Source organism: Paraglaciecola sp. MB-3u-78 (assembly GCF_002835935.1).
GTDB lineage: Bacteria > Pseudomonadota > Gammaproteobacteria > Enterobacterales > Alteromonadaceae > Paraglaciecola.
Genome location: NZ_PJCF01000010.1, coordinates 45,561 through 65,593 on the forward strand (window position 1 = coordinate 45,561; position 20,033 = coordinate 65,593).

Annotated in this window: 11 protein-coding genes and 1 pseudogene; 10 read left to right on the forward strand and 2 right to left on the reverse strand. The window is 42.1% G+C overall.

The genetic code is table 11. The features are described 5' to 3' along the window. Window positions 1-88 precede the first annotated feature (88 nt). From CXF95_RS21860 to CXF95_RS21900, 9 genes are all read left to right on the forward strand, one after another. Window positions 89-1,696: an FAD-binding oxidoreductase gene (locus tag CXF95_RS21860; protein ID WP_232787976.1), complete on the forward strand. Its 1,608-nt coding sequence runs from the start codon at window positions 89-91 to the stop codon at window positions 1,694-1,696. A 22-nt stretch (window positions 1,697-1,718) separates the two neighbouring features. Continuing rightward, window positions 1,719-3,329 (forward strand): glycerol-3-phosphate dehydrogenase/oxidase, encoded by a 1,611-nt coding sequence (locus CXF95_RS21865; protein WP_101200681.1) that lies wholly within the window; start codon window positions 1,719-1,721, stop codon window positions 3,327-3,329. Next, complete coding sequence (locus CXF95_RS21870; RefSeq protein WP_101200682.1) at window positions 3,326-4,894, forward strand: FGGY-family carbohydrate kinase; 1,569 nt, start codon at window positions 3,326-3,328, stop codon at window positions 4,892-4,894. The genes CXF95_RS21865 and CXF95_RS21870 overlap by 4 nt, the downstream gene beginning before the upstream one ends. A gap of 63 nt (window positions 4,895-4,957) precedes the next feature. Beyond that, complete coding sequence (locus CXF95_RS21875; protein ID WP_198556669.1) at window positions 4,958-6,859, forward strand: DUF3604 domain-containing protein; 1,902 nt, start codon at window positions 4,958-4,960, stop codon at window positions 6,857-6,859. A 91-nt stretch (window positions 6,860-6,950) separates the two neighbouring features. Next, window positions 6,951-8,807 carry a DUF3604 domain-containing protein gene (locus CXF95_RS21880; RefSeq protein ID WP_101200683.1) on the forward strand — a complete coding sequence of 619 codons (1,857 nt, stop codon included), beginning with the start codon at window positions 6,951-6,953 and terminating at the stop codon, window positions 8,805-8,807. A 72-nt stretch (window positions 8,808-8,879) separates the two neighbouring features. Next, window positions 8,880-11,240, forward strand: a complete 2,361-nt coding sequence (locus CXF95_RS21885) for a TonB-dependent receptor (protein WP_101200684.1) — start codon at window positions 8,880-8,882, stop codon at window positions 11,238-11,240. A 312-nt stretch (window positions 11,241-11,552) separates the two neighbouring features. Further along, entirely contained in the window at window positions 11,553-12,383 is an 831-nt protein-coding gene (locus CXF95_RS21890; protein ID WP_198556670.1) for a peptidyl-prolyl cis-trans isomerase, read from the forward strand. After that, a complete protein-coding gene (locus CXF95_RS21895) occupies window positions 12,383-13,396 on the forward strand; it encodes a HupE/UreJ family protein (protein WP_101200686.1) in 1,014 nt (337 codons plus the stop codon). Before CXF95_RS21890 ends, CXF95_RS21895 begins: the two co-directional genes overlap by 1 nt. Before the next feature lie 137 nt (window positions 13,397-13,533). Then, window positions 13,534-15,132 (forward strand): GMC family oxidoreductase, encoded by a 1,599-nt coding sequence (locus CXF95_RS21900; RefSeq protein WP_101200687.1) that lies wholly within the window; start codon window positions 13,534-13,536, stop codon window positions 15,130-15,132. A gap of 80 nt (window positions 15,133-15,212) precedes the next feature. Here CXF95_RS21900 and CXF95_RS21905 read toward each other — a convergent pair. Beyond that, window positions 15,213-15,851 (reverse strand): annotated as a pseudogene (locus CXF95_RS21905) (AMP-binding protein); the annotation flags it as partial. A 554-nt stretch (window positions 15,852-16,405) separates the two neighbouring features. After that, window positions 16,406-16,630 carry a hypothetical protein gene (locus tag CXF95_RS29680; RefSeq protein ID WP_157828207.1) on the reverse strand — a complete coding sequence of 75 codons (225 nt, stop codon included), beginning with the start codon at window positions 16,628-16,630 and terminating at the stop codon, window positions 16,406-16,408. 167 nt (window positions 16,631-16,797) lie between these two features. Here CXF95_RS29680 and CXF95_RS21910 point away from each other — a divergent pair, with 167 nt between their 5' ends. Continuing rightward, window positions 16,798-19,572: an IS66 family transposase gene (locus tag CXF95_RS21910; RefSeq protein ID WP_101200688.1), complete on the forward strand. Its 2,775-nt coding sequence runs from the start codon at window positions 16,798-16,800 to the stop codon at window positions 19,570-19,572. The last annotated feature ends 461 nt before the right edge of the window (window positions 19,573-20,033 follow it).

The window sequence follows — 20,033 nt, forward strand, 5'->3', positions numbered from 1 at the left end:
TAAAATTAAACATCGGCGAAACAAGTGGTTCACACAAAATTAACACCCAAGAATATATATAACTTTATCAATCTTGGCAATAAGGTACATGAAAATGCGAAATTGGAATAATTGGGGTGCCCAAAACAGTCAATACACGACTCAGTTAAACGATTCTATGAAGGAAATGCTTGAATCAATGCTAGGTTCTTCGATTGGGTTACCTCCAGCCACCATTGACCAAGTAATGGCCAACGTACCTAAATCACGTTTACCCGCCAACCCTTTGGTAACGATGGACGCCGAGATTCGTTTGCGCCACGCCCGCGGACATAGTTTTCCCGATTGGCTAGCTATGCGCTGCAACAAAGTTGACTCATTTCCTGATGGCGTGGCGTTTCCTGAAACGTCTGAAGAAGTGCAGCAGCTATTGCAATATGCCCGAGACAATAATGCTGCGGTGATACCTTACGGCGGTGGCACTTCGGTTGCAGGACACATTAATCCTCAGCAGAGTGAAAAACCAGTGCTCACCATTGACATGGGTCAAATGAAGCAATTACTAAATCTTGATATAGAAAGCCGGCTCGCTGTATTTGGTGCAGGCGTTTGTGGACCGGAACTTGAACAACAACTACAAGAAAAAGGATATACGCTCGGTCACTATCCTCAATCATGGGAGCTTTCTACATTGGGAGGCTGGATTGCCTCTCGTTCCAGTGGTCAACAATCTCTGCATTATGGTCGTATAGAACAACTTTTTGCTGGGGGAAAAATCGAAACACTCAAGGGATGCATGGACATTCCTACTTTCCCTGCCTCGTCTGCAGGACCTGATATTCGTGAAATAATTATGGGTTCTGAAGGTCGGATGGGGATTATTACCGAGGCTACTGTCAGGGTGAGACCTTTACCGGAACATGACTCATTTCATGTCATATTTTTCCCTTCCTGGGAAAAGGGTCTGGCGGCAGTCCGCAATATTGCCCAAGCGGATGTACAATTATCAATGGTGCGACTAAGTAATGCATTAGAAACAGGCAGCCTGATAAAAATGGGCGGTCTCCCTGTTGAAGCATTGGAACAGGCATTAGTTGAAAACGGCATCGGGGAAGGCAAAACAATGCTGACTTACGGATTAACTGGTTCCAATGAACAATGTCAGTTTGCGTCTCAATTAACTGCCAAATACTGTGACCAGCAAGGTGGTTTTGCCGGTGATGACGCACTTGGAAAACAATGGGCTCATGGCAGATTCAGAGCGCCGTATTTGCGCGAACCACTGGGAGATGCAGGATATGCTGTAGACACAATGGAAACCGCGCTGGACTGGGTTCGAGTTCCACAAGCCGTAGAAAACATTGAAACAGCGATCCGTAATGCCTTGCAGGATGAGAATGAAAAAGTGTTTGCATATACCCACCTATCCCATGTTTACGGACAGGGTTCTAGTGCGTACACGACTTATTTGTTTCGCTGTGGTAGCAGTCATGCAGCAACTTTCAAGCGCTGGCAAAAACTCAAAGCAGCCGGTGCTCAAGCTATTGTCGATAGCGGTGGAACGATTAGCCATCAGCACGGCGTTGGGGTCGACCATAAAGCCTATCTGATGGCTGAAAAAGGTCCACTGGGTATCGCTGCAATTCGTAATTTATTAGAAATGTTTGATCCCCCTGGTCTAATGAACCCAGGAAAACTATTGCCGGATGCAGAATAGTGAACATGGTTTGGGGGTATAAATGAGCTCGATAAATAGTATTTTTTCTGATCGTAAAACGTTGGTTAATGAAATCAGTCAAGCTGATGCACCTGAGTGGGATCTCATCATTATTGGCGGAGGCATTACTGGCGCAGCTGTTCTTAGGGAAGCGGTTCGCTGTGGTTATCGTAGCCTACTTATTGAGCAGAAAGACTTTGCTTGGGGTACTTCAAGTCGTTCTTCGAAGATGGTTCATGGTGGTCTGCGTTATCTGGCCTCTGGACACTTTGCGCTAACAAAGGACTCACTGACTGAGCGCGAACGTCTGTTATCTGAAGCGCCAGATTTGGTTAAGCGCGCCGGGTTTTATTTTATCATTCGTAAAGGCCGTTTTCCAGGAAGGTGGTCAATGTCTATTATTCTTAAAATATATGATTACATGGCTGGTGTTAGAGATGCCTGCTATTACGCCAGTGACAAAATACAAGAGCGATTTAGAGGGATCAGGACAAAAGGACTCAAGGGTGGCTGGTATTACACTGATGCCAGCACAGATGATGCCCGTCTGGTATTGCGCCTGCTGCAGGAGGCAAGCAGCCACGGTGGACAGATGTTGAATTACGTAAAAGCTAAAAATCTGATTATCCACCAAGATAAGGTCAGTGGCGTTACTGTGGAAAATAGCGTGAATGGCGAGGTCTTTGATTTGCGAGCAAAGGTTGTAGTTAACAGTACCGGGGTTTGGGCAGATAAACTGCGTAATAAGGTAAATGGGGAACAACGTATCCGACCATTGCGCGGCAGTCATTTAGTGATTGCGACTTCTCGACTACCTATATTCGACACACTTGTCATTTTTCACCCCGTGGATAATCGCGGTGTATTTATTTATCCTTGGGAAGGTGTTGTGCTGGTGGGAACTACCGACCTGGATCACTCTGGTGACTTAGATATTGAGCCATCAATTACAAATCAAGAACTTAATTATTTACTGCAATCTGCCAACTTTGAGTTTCCAGATTTAGCTTTATCGCGAGATGACATTATTTCCACTTGGGCAGGAGTCAGGCCGGTTATTGGAAGTGATAAATCTAAAGATCCCTCTAAGGAACGACGCGACCATGCGGTCTGGATAGATAAAGGACTTGTTACTGTTAGCGGAGGTAAACTAACAACCTTTCGCACCATTGCTCTGGACGCACTTAAGGCTGCTAGCGAACAATTGAGACCAGCATCTACGAGTAATGATGATGATAGAATTTTTGCAAAAGTATCTGTTCAAGCTGAGGAATTGCTTCCAGAAAACCCCGAGAGGGCTAGGAGATTAATAGGTCGCTATGGTGAAAAAGCCAGCGAACTACTAGTGACGGCAATAACGGATGAACTGGCTTTGATTGATGGGACACAATATAGTTTTGCTGAGTGTCGATGGGCCTTGAAACACGAAATGGTATACCACTTAGATGATCTATTATTGCGACGCACGCGTCTAGGATTGGTATTACCGAAGGGAGGAGAGGCCGTGTTTTCTCGCTTGCAGGATATGTTTAAACAAGAGTTAGGTTACAGCGATGAAAAATGGCGTAATGAGTTGCAGCGCTATCAGGAAATCTGGCGTTCTCACTATAGTTTGCCGGATGAAAAGAAATGAACCAATGTGAATCGAAATATTTTTTGACCATTGATAACGGAACTCAAAGTGTCAGAGCTTTGGTGTTTGACCGTCAAGGTCAGTTGCTGGCAAAAAGCAAGATAAATATTGAGCCTTACGTGGAGCCTCAAGTGGGTTGGGCTGAACAAGATCCGCAGTATTATTGGGACTCGCTTTGTAAGGCTTGCCAGCAAGTATTGCAGCAACTAAATGCTCCCAAAGAATCCATCGCTGCTGTGTCAGTGACGACCCAACGCACCACCGCTATAGCCCTAGATGTGAATGGAGACGCTCTATACCCGGCAATCACTTGGCTTGATCGGAGAAAAGTAGATACCAAACCCGCATTAGGTTTTGTTGAAAATATGATGATGCGTTTACTGAAAGTGAAACCTTCCGTAGACGATTTCCATGCACAGTCTGAGGTCAATTGGCTTGCTCAGAACAAACCAGAAGTATGGCAACAGGTACACAAATATTTAATGCTCTCGGGTTACCATAATTTTCGCTTAACAGGTCAATACAAAGACGCAGTGGCAAGCCAGGTAGGTTACCTGCCTTTTGATTTCAAAAAGCTAGGCTGGGCAAAGACGAACGATTGGAAATGGCGCGCTATTCCAACACTGAGACCTGACATGCTACCTGAGTTAGTTAAAGCTGGAGAAGTTTTAGGTTATATCACAACTGAAGCATCAAGAGATACCGGCATACCGGCGGGCGTACCTGTCATCGCTTCTGGTTCAGACAAAGCTTGTGAAGTCCTCGGTTCAGGTTGTATAGAAACCGGTATCGGAAGTTTAAGTTATGGCACTACCGCGACATTGAATATCGCTGGTGACAAATATTTGGAGCCTGTACCACATCATCCAGCGTATCCAGGCATCATTCCCCAAACCTACAATACTGAAGTGATGATCAATCGAGGATATTGGATGGTGACCTGGTACAAGGAAGAATTTGGCCTACAGGAACGGTTGCTGGCTAAAGAAAAAAACACCACGCCTGAAACTCTGCTGGATGAATTACTACGCTCTACTCCCCCCGGTTCTTTAGGACTAGTATTACAACCCTATTGGGGAGCAGGTACATCTGCAAAAGATCCTTCAGCCAGGGGGGCAATGATTGGTTTTGGCGAAATGCATACAAGAGCCCATATTTATCGTTCAATTATTGAGGGGCTCACCTTTGCGTTAAAGGAAGGTAAAGAATTGCTGGAAAAACGTTCCGGAAATCTTATTGATGTTTTAAACATATCCGGTGGCGGCTCACAGAGTAATGAAGTAATGCAAATCAGTGCCAATATCTTTGGGATGAATGTACATCGCCCCCATACTTTTGAAACATCGGGGCTTGGCGCCGCTATAGCCTGTGCAGTGGCCACCAATGTTTACCCTGACTTTAAAATAGCGGTTAGCCAAATGGTGCACTCTGGTGATGTATTCAAACCAAACCCTGAACACCAACAAGTATATGACCGTCTTTACAAAGAAGTATACAGCGGTATGTACGGGAGTTTACAAACGGGCTATCAGAAGATACAGAAAATCACCGGATATCCGTCATGAATCGATGTTTCTCAGCTGCATGTACGACGATAATTTCACAATGAAATCTTCAGGAGAGTAGATATGAAAATGAATATATTTGGAAGGTTGGGCATTTGCACTGTGTTTTACGCATGCCTTGGTCACAATAGTCTTGTTTGGGCTGAAAAGCGTGTCGAGCATAATACTTCAAAAATTAAGGCTGTGGTCTACTCACCAACAATAGAGCTTGATTATCCTCAGCAGGTGTTTTGGGGGGATACTCATCTTCACACAACGTTATCACAGGATGCTAATAACTTAGGCGTGCGGCTCGGTCCAGAGGATGCATTCCGTTTCGCTAGAGGTGGCACTGTAATGGCTACTCACGGGCAGAAAGCTCGTCTGAGAAGACCACTGGATTTTCTGGTTATTGCTGATCATGCCGAGGGGCTGGGCTCAATGCAAATGCTTGCAAAGGAAGTTCCCCTTTTGATGAAGAACGAACAACTGAAAAAGTGGCGCGCCTTACAGAAAAAAGGCGATATTCGCTCCCAACTGGCGATATCAGCTGATGGCTTGGTGAATGGATGGCCAGATGAACTCGATTTGACCGAAATCCGGCAACCCGCATGGCATCGTCTTATCAAGGCTGCTGAAGAAAACAATAAACCTGGTATATTTACTGCCTTGCATGGCTTTGAATGGTCTTCTTGGCCAGGTGGTAGCAATTTACACCGTGTGGTTATATTCAGAGATGCGGCTGACAAAGTTTCTAAAGTAATGCCATTTTCCAGCAATATCAACGATGATCCAGAAGCTTTATGGGACTATATGGATGATTATCAACAACAACAACAGGGTCAGGTTCTGGCCATTCCTCACAACGGTAACCTTTCCAATGGTCTAATGTTTAATGGAAAATCCTTTGATGGTAAACCACTCGATGAACGATCAGCGGCTAGACGCGCTCGTATGGAACCCCTTTATGAGGTCACGCAAATCAAAGGAGATGGAGAGGCTCATCCACTGCTCTCTCCCAATGACGAATTTGCCGATTATGAAACGTGGGACAGAGGCAACTTTGCCGGCATAGAAAAAACACCGGAAATGTTACCCGCTGAGTATGCCCGATCGGCACTCAAAATAGGTATTTCTCTTGGTTCCACGCTGGGTACTAACCCCTACAAGTTCGGTATGATTGGCTCGACCGACTCCCACACGGCCCTTTCAACAACCGCTGAAGATAATTTCTACGGCAAACACAGTGCTGGCATGGAACCAGGACCAAACCGGGTAAAGGGTGTTGTTGGTAAAGCTGGAGACAAGGTGGTGTATTCGTGGGAGCAGGCTGCTTCTGGCTATACAGCTGTTTGGTCAACAGAAAACACCCGCGCTGGCATTTGGGATGCCATGAATCGTAAAGAAGTATATGCCACCACAGGCAGTCGTATCAGTCTACGATTTTTCGGCGGTTGGGCGTTTACAAGTGCCGATGCAGTAAAAACTAATCTAGCCCATGTCGGATATAAGAAAGGTGTGCCAATGGGCGGGGATTTGGCAAGAGCGCCTGAAAATACCACGATTAGTTTTCTGATCGCCGCCACTAGGGACCCTATGGGCGCGAATCTTGATCGGATACAGGTCGTAAAAGGTTGGGTGGACAAGGCTGGCTCTACCCATGAAAAAGTCTATGACGTTGCCTGGAGCAACAGTGAGCAACGCAGTATCGCTAAAAACGGCAAGCTAATGCCGGTTGGTAATACAGTTGACCTTGATAATGCGTCATACACCAATAAAATTGGCTCTGTCCAGCTAAGCACTGTCTGGATCGATCCAGACTTTAACGCAACGCTGCAAGCTTTTTATTATGTGAGAGTGTTGGAAATACCTACCCCAAGGTGGGTCACCTACGACTCGGTACGTTTTGGCGTCGAAGTGCCGGCTGAATCACCAAAAACACATCAAGAAAGGGCTTATAGCTCCCCTATCTGGTACACGCCATAATGTTCTTTTTAAGTCCAATATTACAAAGGAAAAAACGATCTAATCGTCTGAATACGAAACAATTTCGAGGTTTATCTATGGAGATGTCAAAATGATGAAATGGCCACTTTTAATCTTGCTGGCTGTCGTCATATCGACAGCAAAAGCAGATGAGTCAGTTCAAGCCAAACAGATGGCAAAAGTTAATAATGACCGCAACGCATTTTTTGGTGATTTGCATGTTCATACCAGCTGGTCATTGGACAGTTATATTTTTTCAAATACCAATGGCCCCCGAGAAGCATTACTTTATGCAATGGGTAAGCCTGTAGCTATTGCTGGTGACACAAATAATATGCACCAGTTAAAAATACCACTGGACTTTGTTGCTATTACTGATCACGCCGAGTCTTTTGCTTATACAGAGCGCTGTTTACTTGATGCCGATAATTCAAGGTTTGACAGTGCAACCTGCAACAGTGTCAGAGAGCGTGAACTGAAAATGTTCTATAGGGCATTTAAGACTCTGGCACTGGATCCACCACAACATCTCGCAGATGTCTGTGAAAACAAACAGAGTTGTCGCGAAAGTGCTAAAAATCCCTGGAAAGAAATGCAGAGGCTGACTGAAAAATACAACCAGCCAGGAAAATTTACTACTTTGCACGGTTTTGAGTTCACTCCCAACTATAAGGGCGGCGGAGGCTCAGTACACCGCAATATTATATTTGCCAATAGTTCCGTCACAGAAGAAGCGATGAGCGTTTTTGATTTACCTTCTGCACGAGAACTCTGGGCATGGCTAGAAGAAAATTGCATAGGTGATTGTGACGCTATCACTATTCCGCATAACTCTAATATTTCCTGGGGAAAACATTTTGCCTTGAGTAATACGGATGGCAGTCAATGGTCAAATCTCGATTATTCTCGCCGTGCAAAGTTTGATCGGCTGGCCGAAATACATCAAGGTAAAGGTAATTCAGAATGTTATTTGGGTATTGGTACTCAGGATGAATTCTGTAACTTTGAACTGATTTATGATCCCTGTAAAGAAGGACAGGAAGTCGGGTGCGTACAACAAAGTTCAATGCTAAGAAACGGTTTGAAAACAGGTCTCAAGTTAGAAAAAAAGCTCGGTTTCAATCCCTTTGCCTATGGCATTATTGCCAGCACGGATACTCATAATGGTAATCCGGGAGGAACCATGGAAAAAGGCTATCCGGGTCATCAGGGAAAACCAGAATCAACCCCAGTCAAACGACTAACTGGCGGTCTTCAAGTCAAAAAAGGCCGTGGTTCAGTAACCTATAACCCTGGAGGTCTGGCCGGGGTCTGGGCTAATAATAATACTCGGAATGATATCTATTCTGCATTGAAGCGCCGTGAGACCTTTGGTACCTCAGGCAACCGCATACGCATTAGAATGTTTGCTGGCTGGGATCTGGATAAATCATTGGCCTCTGACAATGACTGGAGTTCACTTTATACCCTTGGCGTTCCAATGGGAGGGACATTACTGAAGACCGAGAAAAAACGGTCCTTGTCTTTATTGGTATGGGCTGCCCGTGATCCTCAAACCGCTCCGTTGCAGAGATTACAAGTTATCAAAGGCTGGTTGGATGATAAGGGCACCGTTCACGAGCAGACCTTTGATGTTGCATGCTCCGACGGATTGAGCCCTGATCCTGATACTCACCGCTGCCCGGACAACGGTGCCAAGGTTGACAGCAATAATTGCGAAATCTCCCAGGATAAAGGTGCGACTCAGCTTTCCGTTGTTTGGCAAGATCCCAATTTTAACCCTGAACAATCTGCTTTTTATTATAGCAGAGCACTTGAAAATCCAAGCTGTCGTTGGAGCACCTACGATTTACTTGCGACAAAACGTAAGGTTAACCCAGCGATCCCAGTAGCAGAATTTATTCAGGAAAGAGCTTGGGGCTCTCCTGTCTGGTATAAGCCCTATTGACCCTAATTAAATGTAAATGAAAGTATCTATTCACAATAATAAAAACTTAATAAACCCTTAATAGAGATTTATATGAATTTTAAACTAAAAATAATGCCTTATGTTGTAGCCTTGGCTATGACAAGCATAACCGTCATTGCTGCAGAAGATTCTGATGAACCATCAGCTGATCCAGAGTTCGAAAAAATAGTCATCGTTAGCGCAACTCGCCGAGCGGAGAATGTACAGTCGGTACCAATATCCTTAACAGTCGTCGATGGTGATTATATGGCGCGCTCGGGTATTAATAATTTAAAAGACCTATCGACTCATGTCCCTAACTTTAATATGAGTAACAGTAGTCAGGTGACTAACACACGTTTAATCATTCGCGGTGTTGGTTCGGTCGGTAATACTGCCGTTGAAGGAAGTGTTGGGGTCTTTATTGATGGTGTTTATTACCCAAGACCCGGTTCTGTCATTAGTAATTTACTCGATATCAGTGCTGTAGAGGTTTTACGAGGACCACAAGGAACGTTGTTCGGACGTAACACCCCAATGGGGGCCTTAAACATAACAACCAATGATCCTACTGACGACTTTAGAGCGAATACACATGTTAGTTATGGAAATTATAATGATTTAAACATTGGCACGACAATATCCGGTGGGTTGTCAGATTCTATTTATGGCTTGGCAAGTGTTAACTATACCGACCGAGATGGGTATGGTTATAATGAATTGACTAACAAAGAGATCGGCGACGCAGAAGATCTTACTTTCCGTGGTAAATTATTGTTTGATATTTCAGACACAGTCGAAGCAAAATTGACAGTGGACCTTGCAGAAGTAAATCACACTGGTGCGATAGTCGAATTATTACCAGAAACTAATAGCCCCCTTTTTATAGGTACTACGCAGGCTCTATATAGCGTGCCAGCAGGTAGTGGTGATGATCCTTATGATAATGTTGTCAATCAGGTTAACGATGACAAAGCGACAGATAGCCAATGGGGTGTAACGGCTCAATTTAAGATCGATATATCAGATTTTGAACTCAAATCAATCACCGCAATCAGAAATTGGGAAAATGATTACCAAGATGAAAGCAGTCTTCGCATAGCGGCTGATTTAGTTCCAAGAAATAGCTTCTATTCCAACGGCACCTTCTCCCAAGAATTTCAAATTTTATCTCCCGAAGGAGACACATTTGATTACGTAGCAGGTCTGTTCTACTACAAAGAAGATTTTGACGTTGACACTTTCTTTGATGCAGGTTCTGATTACTGTTCACCGACAATCTTTGGCATTGTAAGGGGACAATTGATAGCAGCGGGTATGGATCCTACAACGGCTATGGCGACGGCTTTAGGTCAAGCGAACGCGTGTGGTGGATTTGCACAGGATAAATTTGTTACTTCTCAATTTAGGCAGGAATTAGAAAGTCTAGCTATCTTTGCCCAAGGTACTTTTCATATAAATGACAGCTTAGATACGACATTTGGTGTACGTTGGACCAACGATGAAAAAACGGGGTCTTTTGAACAACAACTGAACAACCCTTTTGCCGCCATATTTCGCTCACCAGAATCGACGCCTGACCTCAACGTTGATGAGAGCAAAGTTACTTGGTTGGCTAACGTGCGTTATCAATTCAATGATGATGTGATGGGATTTTTTACAGCATCTACCGGTTTTAAGTCAGGTGGATTCAACTCTCAAGGTACATTAGTTGCTTTAGGTGACCGCAGAACGTTTGCCAATGAGACGACTGAAAATCTAGAAATAGGTATCAAATCGTCATTCTTTGATAAGGCGTTAACCGCAAATGTGACCCTTTATCAAACTGATATTAAAGACTTCCAATCACGCTCCTTCGATGGCCTCAGCTTCGTGACGACTAATGCGGGTGAATTACGTCAAAAAGGCGTTGAAATCGATTTTAAATATAGCGCTACGGATAATTTAAACTTTAGCGGTGGATTAGGTACCTTAGATTCTGAGTTCCTCAGTTATCCGAATGGTTCAGGCTTACCTGGTGGAGCGGTTCAAAATTTAACCGGAACAGCTAATCACTGGTCACCGAAACTACAGGCTAACTTGACAGCTGACTGGAACATTCCTTTAAGTACAAACCTCTCTTTGTTTGTGCGACCGGCTATTAGTTATGTTGATAATCAGAATATTGGCGGGACAACTAATCAAAATCCACAAACTATTCAACCTAGCTATTCGCTAGCAAGTTTACGCGTAGGTGTTGAAGATTTTGGTGCAGGCTGGAGATTAACTGCTTTTGTCGATAATTTGACCGATAAGGGCTACTGTAGCACTATGTTTGACCAACCTTTAGGGGGTAGCTTGGGCGCTGTAAATGCGACAAACAATACAACTGCAATCCGTTGTGTAGTAGGTGCGCCAAGAACCTATGGATTAACATTTTCATATCAGTATTAACCTATTTGCCCGTATAGTGATCTTTATACTATTCGGGCATAAGTATTATTGAAGATATCTTTTCCTAAGTCGGAAAAATGCTTGGTTTGCATACTGAAAAACAGGGTTCAACCCCACTATTAACTATTACCGCACTAAGTGAATATATGATGCAAATGACACACTTAGTTAACGAAAATAAAGTTGATATAATTGGGAAAACTGATCCACTATGAGTTTCAATGAATTAAGGTTATTAAGCTAATGCGGTCAGGAAAAATCATCAGAGATCCCCTTGTACATTTTTTAGCCATAGGTTTGGGGTTTTTTCTTTTGTTCAACTTAGTCTCCGACGATAAATGGCAGATCGATGACCAAATAGTAGTGGTGGACGAACGGGCTCTGCTGGAATTTATGCAATTTCAAGCAAAAATGTTTGATACCGAGCATTTTACTAAGCAACTGGCTTCACTTACAGCTAAGGAAAGACAGCAACTCATTGACGGCTATATTCGGGAAGAAGTGCTCTATCGAGAAGCAAAAAACCTGGGAATGGAGTTAAATGACAATCTAATCCGGCGCAGGATGGTCGGTAAAATAGAATACCTTACCCGTAGCATGACCTCCCAGTTGGTTAATGCAAGCCAAGCGCAATTGAAAGCTCTCTATCAAGAGCGAAAAGATGAATATTATATTGAACCCTCAATAACTTTCACCCATGTGTTTTTTGACATGGAAAAGCACGGCCTAACTCAAGCACAAGAACTCGCCGGATCTCAGTTGGATGAATTCATCAGCAAATCAATGCCCACTTTTACCGAAGCAGCAAAGTACAGTGAACGCTTTCCCTACCATCTGAACTATGTGAAGCGCTCCCGCAGTTTTATTCAGAGCCATTTTGGAGAGTCCTTTACGCAAGACCTGTTCACTGGCGAAACCAATAATAAAGACTGGTTTGGCCCCATTCAGTCTGCATATGGTTATCACCTGGTACTGAAGCTTGAACAAACTGAAGGGCGTTATCCGCCAATTGGTGAAGTAATGGACGAACTTTCTGAAGAATTCAAGCGTCAGCAAACCCTGGAACTGCAAAACCAAGCCATTCAATCATTAATTGATGCCTATCAAATCGTCATTGATTTACCTTCTGCAGAGACGAGATAGTGAGGCTGATATTAATACTGGCACTGCTAATTACCAATTTCAGCGTCTTTGCAGATGATGCCAGACCGGTTCTGGTGCAGGTGGAAGAAGAAACATCGTATCAATATAAAGTGTTATTCAGAGTGCCAAATAATGGGCGCTTAGACGCCTGGCCAGAACTTGAATTTCCAGCGCACTGTAAGGATCTTCATTCATCAGAAGTCATGGCTGGCGATAGCCATGTCCAACACCTTATTTTGCAATGTCAGCATTCAATGCAAGGTGGTCTTGTCGAGATCAATTACCTGTCCAGCAACCCGGGGTTTTACAACCTGTTCCAGTTCACCGACAGTGACGGGCAACAGTCATCCCAGTTACTAAAACCATCACAGAATAGCTGGCAAATTCCTGAAGATCTGAGTAAGGATATTGTCATGCAAGAATTTACCATTCTGGGCATTGAACATATTTGGGCTGGACTGGATCACCTACTATTTGTAACCTGCCTGGTATTGTTGACGGCTGGTCGCTGGAAGCAATTGTTGTTGGCCGTAACGGGTTTTACTCTGGCTCACTCACTGACGCTGGCGTTGGCAGCGTTGGAATTCGTTTATTTCCCAATCCCCCCAGTAGAAGCAGTCATTGCCTTGAGCATATTATTTTTAGCTACAGAAATTGCAAGACAACAACATGAGAACTTGACCTATCGTTATCCGATTTTAGTCTCAAGCAGTTTCGGCTTGCTCCATGGTTTTGGTTTTGCTGCTGTATTGATGGACATCGGTTTACCTCAACAAGAGACAGGCATAGCCCTGCTCGGCTTTAATATAGGCGTAGAAATAGGTCAGCTATTGTTTATATCTGTTTTGCTTTTTGTTATGTTTTTGTCAATGGCTGTAACTAAAAAAAATCTCCGCGAATTTTTTAACTCTGGTGAGTTACATAAAAAAGGAGTTCTCTATATTTTGATAATTTATGTGGTTGGCAGCCTATCAGCTTATTGGACTTTTGAGCGCCTCTATCAATTTTTTTAAAGCCTATATTTGCCCCAATTTAGAGAAAATCAATTGTTTATCACAGAAACATCTAAGCAAAATTTTATGGTTAATAGATGTGCTCTAAACCCCGCTCACTGTTAAAGTTATAAATAAGTATTAAAAAAGGTCCTTTTATGGAATTTGATTATATCATCATTGGTGCAGGCTCAGCCGGTTGTGTATTAGCTGCTCGCTTGTCACACAACCCTGATAATTCAGTGTGTTTACTCGAAGCTGGCGGCCCAGATAACAGTGTTTTAATTCGTGCTCCTATAGGTGTGGCAGCCATGTTGCCGACTAAAATTAATAATTGGGCCTTTAAAACGATCCCTCAAAAAGGCTTAAATGGGCGCCAAGGTTATCAACCAAGAGGGAAAACTTTAGGTGGAAGCTCATCCACTAATGCCATGTTGTACGTTCGTGGAAATAAATGGGATTATGATACTTGGGCCGCATTAGGCAATGAGGGTTGGGGATATGAAGATGTACTGCCTTATTTTAAAAAGTCAGAAGGCAATGAAGTCTTTTCTAATGAGTTTCATAATAGCGACGGCCCCTTAGGTGTGTCTAACCCATCTGATGCTAGCGATCTAAATGATATGTTCATTAGTGCTTGCGAAAAAAATGGCATCCCATTTGTAGATGATTTTAATGGTGCTGAGCAAGAGGGTGCATTTTTTTATCAAAGAACGGTTAAAAATGGTGAACGCTGCAGTGCAGCTAAAGCGTTTTTAACCCCTAATTTATCTAGACCTAACCTCACTGTTATCACTCATGCTGTTACTGAAAAAATTCTGTTCGAAGATAAAAAAGCCGTAGGAGTGCGCTATAAAAAAGATAATCAATCAGTGGAAATCAAGTCCACTAAAGAGATTATTCTAAGTGCGGGCACCTTTGGCTCTCCCCAAGTATTGATGTTATCTGGTGTTGGAGCGGCGCAACATTTATCCGACAAGGGCATTACCACAATTCACGATTTAGCCGGGGTTGGACAAAATTTACAAGACCATATCGATTATGTCCAGACTTACAAAGTATCCAGTAAAGCGGATACTTTCGGCATTTCTTTAACTGGTGGATTCAGGATAATTAAATCCATGTTTCAATGGAAAAAAAGTAGGACTGGCAAAATCACCAGTACCTTGGCTGAATCAGGTGCTTTTTTCCATACTAAAGAGGGCTTGAGTGCCCCCGACGCTCAGTTTGTTTTTGTCCCTGGGATTGTTGATGATCATGCTCGAAAAATAAATATGGGCCATGGATATAGCTGTCACATTACGGTTTGTCGCCCTGAAAGTCGCGGAGAAGTGACATTACACAGCACAGATCCAACCGACACAATGCTGATAGACCCTAATTTTTTGGGTGACGCAAGAGATATGCAAACGATCATGGCCGGCGCACAGAAAATGCAAACAATTCTAGAAGCTGATGCTTTCAGTAAGATCCGAAAAAACATGCTGTATGTTGTCGAAAAAGGCAATACACAGCAATTAGAGCAGGACATACGTAACCGTGCAGACACGCAATACCATCCAGTTGGAACCTGTAAAATGGGGCCTGCATCAGATAACTTGGCGGTCGTTGACTTTCAACTTAGGGTTCATGGATTACAAGGATTAAGGGTAGTCGATGCCTCTGTTATGCCTAACTTAGTCAGTGGCAATACCAATGCGCCAACTATCATGATTGGTGAGAAAGCAGCTGACATGATCTTAGGGGCTCATACCTAAGCATAAAGTGAATGGTTCAATAAAAAAGCGAAGGTTTAACCTTCGCTTTTTTATTGGGGAAGTAAAATCCTAAATATTGTTTATTTACGCAATTCTCTGCGTAATAACTTACCTACCGATGACTTAGGCAACTCTTGCATAAATACGATTTTTTTCGGGACCTTGTAAGCAGTCAACAACACTTTGCAATGGGTTAAGATATCACTTTCTGACACCTCAAATTTAACAGTGATGTAAGCACAGACTTTTTCGCCTGTTTTCTCATCTGGTTCACCGATAACTGCAGCTTCTAAAATTGCATCGTGCTGAGAGAGACCATCTTCAATTTCATTCGAATACACATTAAAACCCGATACAATGATCATGTCTTTTAAGCGGTCCACAATTTTGATGGTGCCATCATCTAAACGTATGCCCACATCCCCTGTTTTGAAAAAGCCGTCTTTGGTTATCACCATCGCAGTTTCTTCTGGCATATTCCAATAGCCTGCCATAACTTGTGGACCCCTAACCACAATTTGACCTTCTTCAACAATCTGATCGTCTTCATTCCAAAGTTCAATTTCAGTGCCCTGCACTGGTGTACCTACTGTTCCTAAATGTTCTTTTCCCGGCTGATTAAAACACACCACAGGTGAAGTCTCAGATAGGCCATAACCTTCTGATATAGAACAGCCGGTAGTTGATTTCCACATATTAACAACCATTGAAATGAGAGCATAGTCCCTTAAAGGTATAAAATATGATGGATTAATATTCTATAAAAACTATATTTCATGGAGATACAAGTCCAGAGTCATTAGGAGCATTGATTTATACGTATGTATGTATGTATGTAGTGAGATAGTTAAGTTGGCCACCTAACAAGAGATGTTGTAATTAACTTCTTAGCTGAATTTAAAGGGACGGAATTTAAAGTGGTCGTAGTCAATTTAAACAATAATTTTTCCGTTAATCTGCTTTTAAAGTAACGTTGGAAATTGACATCGCTTAAGTCAGCTTTGTCGGAATTTTTGTCGTTAGCAGATTGGTAAAAATCGACCTATAGCGGACGTTATCAGCATTCGAATTAATGTTCACTTTGTGCGCAAAGGAGAAATCAGAGTTTTAAGATGTGACTGTTTGTCGAGGTCAACTGTGCACCTGTTAGTTGACTTAAACAGGTCTAAAGCTCACTCAATAATTCTCGGCATAACGGACGTTCCCCCAATCGGTTTTGAGACTGATTTCATGATAAAAAAAGCAAAATACAGTTATAGAACGAGAACAATATCTATGACTGCTGCAAGCTCATTCTTGCCGTTGGTGTTTCGTATCTGAACGCTAACTGTTGCCACTGAGCGGGAGATAGGAATAAGAAAATGTTTGGCATAATTCCTAGTCGATTTGGATCCACAGCTGACATGAAACGCTGTTCTGTCCAGTCGTTTTTGTGAAGCCATTGATTACCAATAGAATAGTGAAGAGATGGGCAGTGTTGCACTGAAAGACTCTTCATTTTGATCCTAGCTCTCATTCCAGCCAAAAAACCTCGTCAACAATATTATTATCAATCAAGGACGGATGTTGGAATATTCTTGGTCACTCAGGCCTATAAACTATATTAGTATATATAGATATTTCATCCAAGTGACTAACTGCAATGTTTGAAGCGGCGCTATAAAAATGATTACACCCGATATCGCTATAGCTTATACAGAGTGTCAGCTAAAATCTTACCTTTTATTATATTCCGATAAAAAAGGGGGCACCCATGAATACATTTCTATCATGGCAGAAGAAACAGAAAAGAACAGAGAGAAGTATTTAATCGGGATTAAGAAAGATGTTCCTGCGGCAGAACTATACTCTATTGAAGGGTTTGAAAAAGGAACGTCTGTTCTGCTTGAGGCCAACTTAATATTTCATGACTTGAAAGCTCATGTTGTCTCGCTAACGAGAGCCAAGGCAGTTTCGTCTCAAACAAAACATCATTATTCACCGACTTTGGTCGTCGGAACACATAAAATTGCCAAAGAGCAAAAATTTCATTTGGCTTTCATAGCGCATGTATTGTCCAATATCCAGAAGGGGAAGCCGGTATCAGGCACTATTGTGGTAAATGGGGGCAAAGCCCATACGATTAAATTAACTTCGATCTACAAGGATGTTGATACGGTTCTTAAACAAATAAAGGTGTGGACACAAGACATAAATTCTCTACCACCACCAATCATTCTTAACAAGCACTGTTCACTTTGTCCATTTCAAGAAGATTGCGAAAACACAGCCGCAGAAAAAGATGATTTAAGTCTGTTGAGTAGATTGAGCCAAAAGGAAATCCAAAAATATCACAAAAAAGGAATTTTCACCGTCAATCAACTTTCCTATTTATTTAGACCTAGAAAACAACGCAAAAGAAAACAAACACCAAAGTCTCCACTACATTACCGAGCTGAAATTCAAGCTCTGGCTATCAGAACTAAGAAGATCTACATTCAAGAACTTCCAGTGCTGTGCAGGCCAGGAGTTGAACTGTTTCTAGATATTGAAGGAACACCTGATCAGGATTCCTATTACCTCATTGGTTTGATTGTTGTGAATGGAGATAAAAAGTCGAGTCATTCTTTCTGGGCAGATTCTATAAATGACGAACAGCAAATTTGGGATAGTTTTATTGAAAAAACAAATGAATACCCTGATGCCCCAATCTACCATTATGGCAGCTACGATGCTAAGGCTGTACGTCAGCTTAAAAATCGATATGGCAATGGTTCAGAGACTATGGATGAGCGTTTAGTCAATGTGACCACGCTCATTTATGGAAAAATTTATTTTCCGGTCAGGGCAAATTCACTAAAAAAATTAGGTTTTTTTTTAGGAATTACTTGGTCACATCCCAAATCATCAGGTTTACAAAGTCTGGTTTGGAGATATCGTTGGAATGAAGAAAGAAATCAGCAACATAAGCAAATATTAATCACTTATAATCAAGAAGATTGTAAAGCCCTATACATACTAACCACTGAGCTTACAAAGATAATTGAAACAGCTGATTCAAAATGGAATGTCGACTTTGCCGATCAACCCAAAAAGCATGTTACAGATATTGGTAATAAAATTCACGAAGAACTAGATTTAATGCTCAAATTTGCTCACGTTCGTTACAACCAGAATAAAATACATTTAAATTCAACCGAATGTTCGAGTTCACCCAGGGAAAGCGCCCAACAATCCGTCACCGCAAAATATGTGCGAATTACTCCCAAGCCAATGAAAGAAGTTTGCGTGCCCAGAATGAGAAGGTGCCCTGCATGCCATCGTTTGCTTAAAGTTTTAGAACAACAAGCGTCAACAGTCATTATAGACTTGGTATTCACCAAAAATGGATGTAGAAAAACGATAATTAAGTATTTTGGGACAAAGTGTTATTGTTTGAAATGCCGAAAAATATACGCGCCCAAAATGGTGAGTTCTTTTAAGGGTAAAATGTTTGGATACAGTTTTATTGCCTGGATCGTGTATCAACGGATTATCCTTCGTCTGCCTTATGAAATGATTTGCCAAGCTCTGGCAGACACTTTTAATGAAAGTGCATCCACTGATACTATAGTAAGGTCTATTGCTTATTTTGCAGATCATTATTCCGATACAGAGGCTCTCTTGCTCCAAAAAATATTGCAAAGTCCTTTCGTTCATGTGGATGAAACGACAATTAATATAAATGGAGCGGTTCAATACGTATGGGTATTTACGGATGGTAAACACGTTGTGTTTAGGCTAACAGAGACAAGACAGTCGACAATCGTTCACGAGTTATTTTCCAACTATACAGGTGTATTGATTTCTGATTTTTATGCTGGATACGATGCCATTAATTGTCGACAGCAGAAATGTTGGGCTCATCTGATGAGGGATCTTAATGATGATTTGTGGAAGGAGCCATTCAATGAAGAGTTGGAAGTATTTGTACTTAGTGTTAAAGACCTAATTTTACCAATTTTTAAAGCAGTGCAAAAATACGGTTTGAAAAAGAGGCACCTTAATAAATTTCGAAAGAGCATTGAAATATTTTACAAGAAAAATGTTGATGGTAATACCTACAAATTTGAAATTACGACCAGATATCAAAAACGATTTAACCGTTACAGGAATAGCTTGTTTACATTTATTGAAGAGGACGGGATTGACTGGCACAACAATATGGCAGAAAGAGCAATAAAACCGGTCATAATCCAAAGAAAAATTTCCATGTCTTTTTGGAAGAGTGGTGCCAATACTTATTTACTACTTTTAAGTATCGCTCAATCTTGTAGGCTTCAAAATAAACCGTTTCTTAAATTTTTAGTTTCTCAGGAAAAAGATGTTGATGAGTATAAAGCGCCAAAGCAACACAAATATTCTCGACTATTGTCCCCAAAAAACAAGAGTGGAGACTCTGGGAATAAAACAAATGAATAAGATGGATTTTGGATCGCAGTAGAGTATAAAAAATTGAGGGTGTAAAGCTCAGGGAGGCGTTTGCTTTACTGACTGAAAATACGAAAAAATAGCGAAGAAAAGAGAAAACATATGACGTTAAATAGTCTTGTTGAGCATTAAATCGCGCGATTACAGCGATGTAAAAGCAATATCTCCTCACAACAATCTCTGCGTATTATCAATTCCCCATAGCGCAAACCTCCCACGGTTTCTTCTATGTTGACTTTGTCGACATCAGTTTCAACTAGAGTATCAACATCACGTATCAGATCATGTCACTGATGATCAACAAACCTACTCATTGTTAGCGTTAACTGCCTAATCATGAATGACGGCAATGGTGGCTTAGTTCACGTTCAGGCTGAACGACTCACTGGTAAAAAGTTATTATCAAACACCACCTGTTTTCATCTATGGGGAATGTCAGCTATCAGGAAACG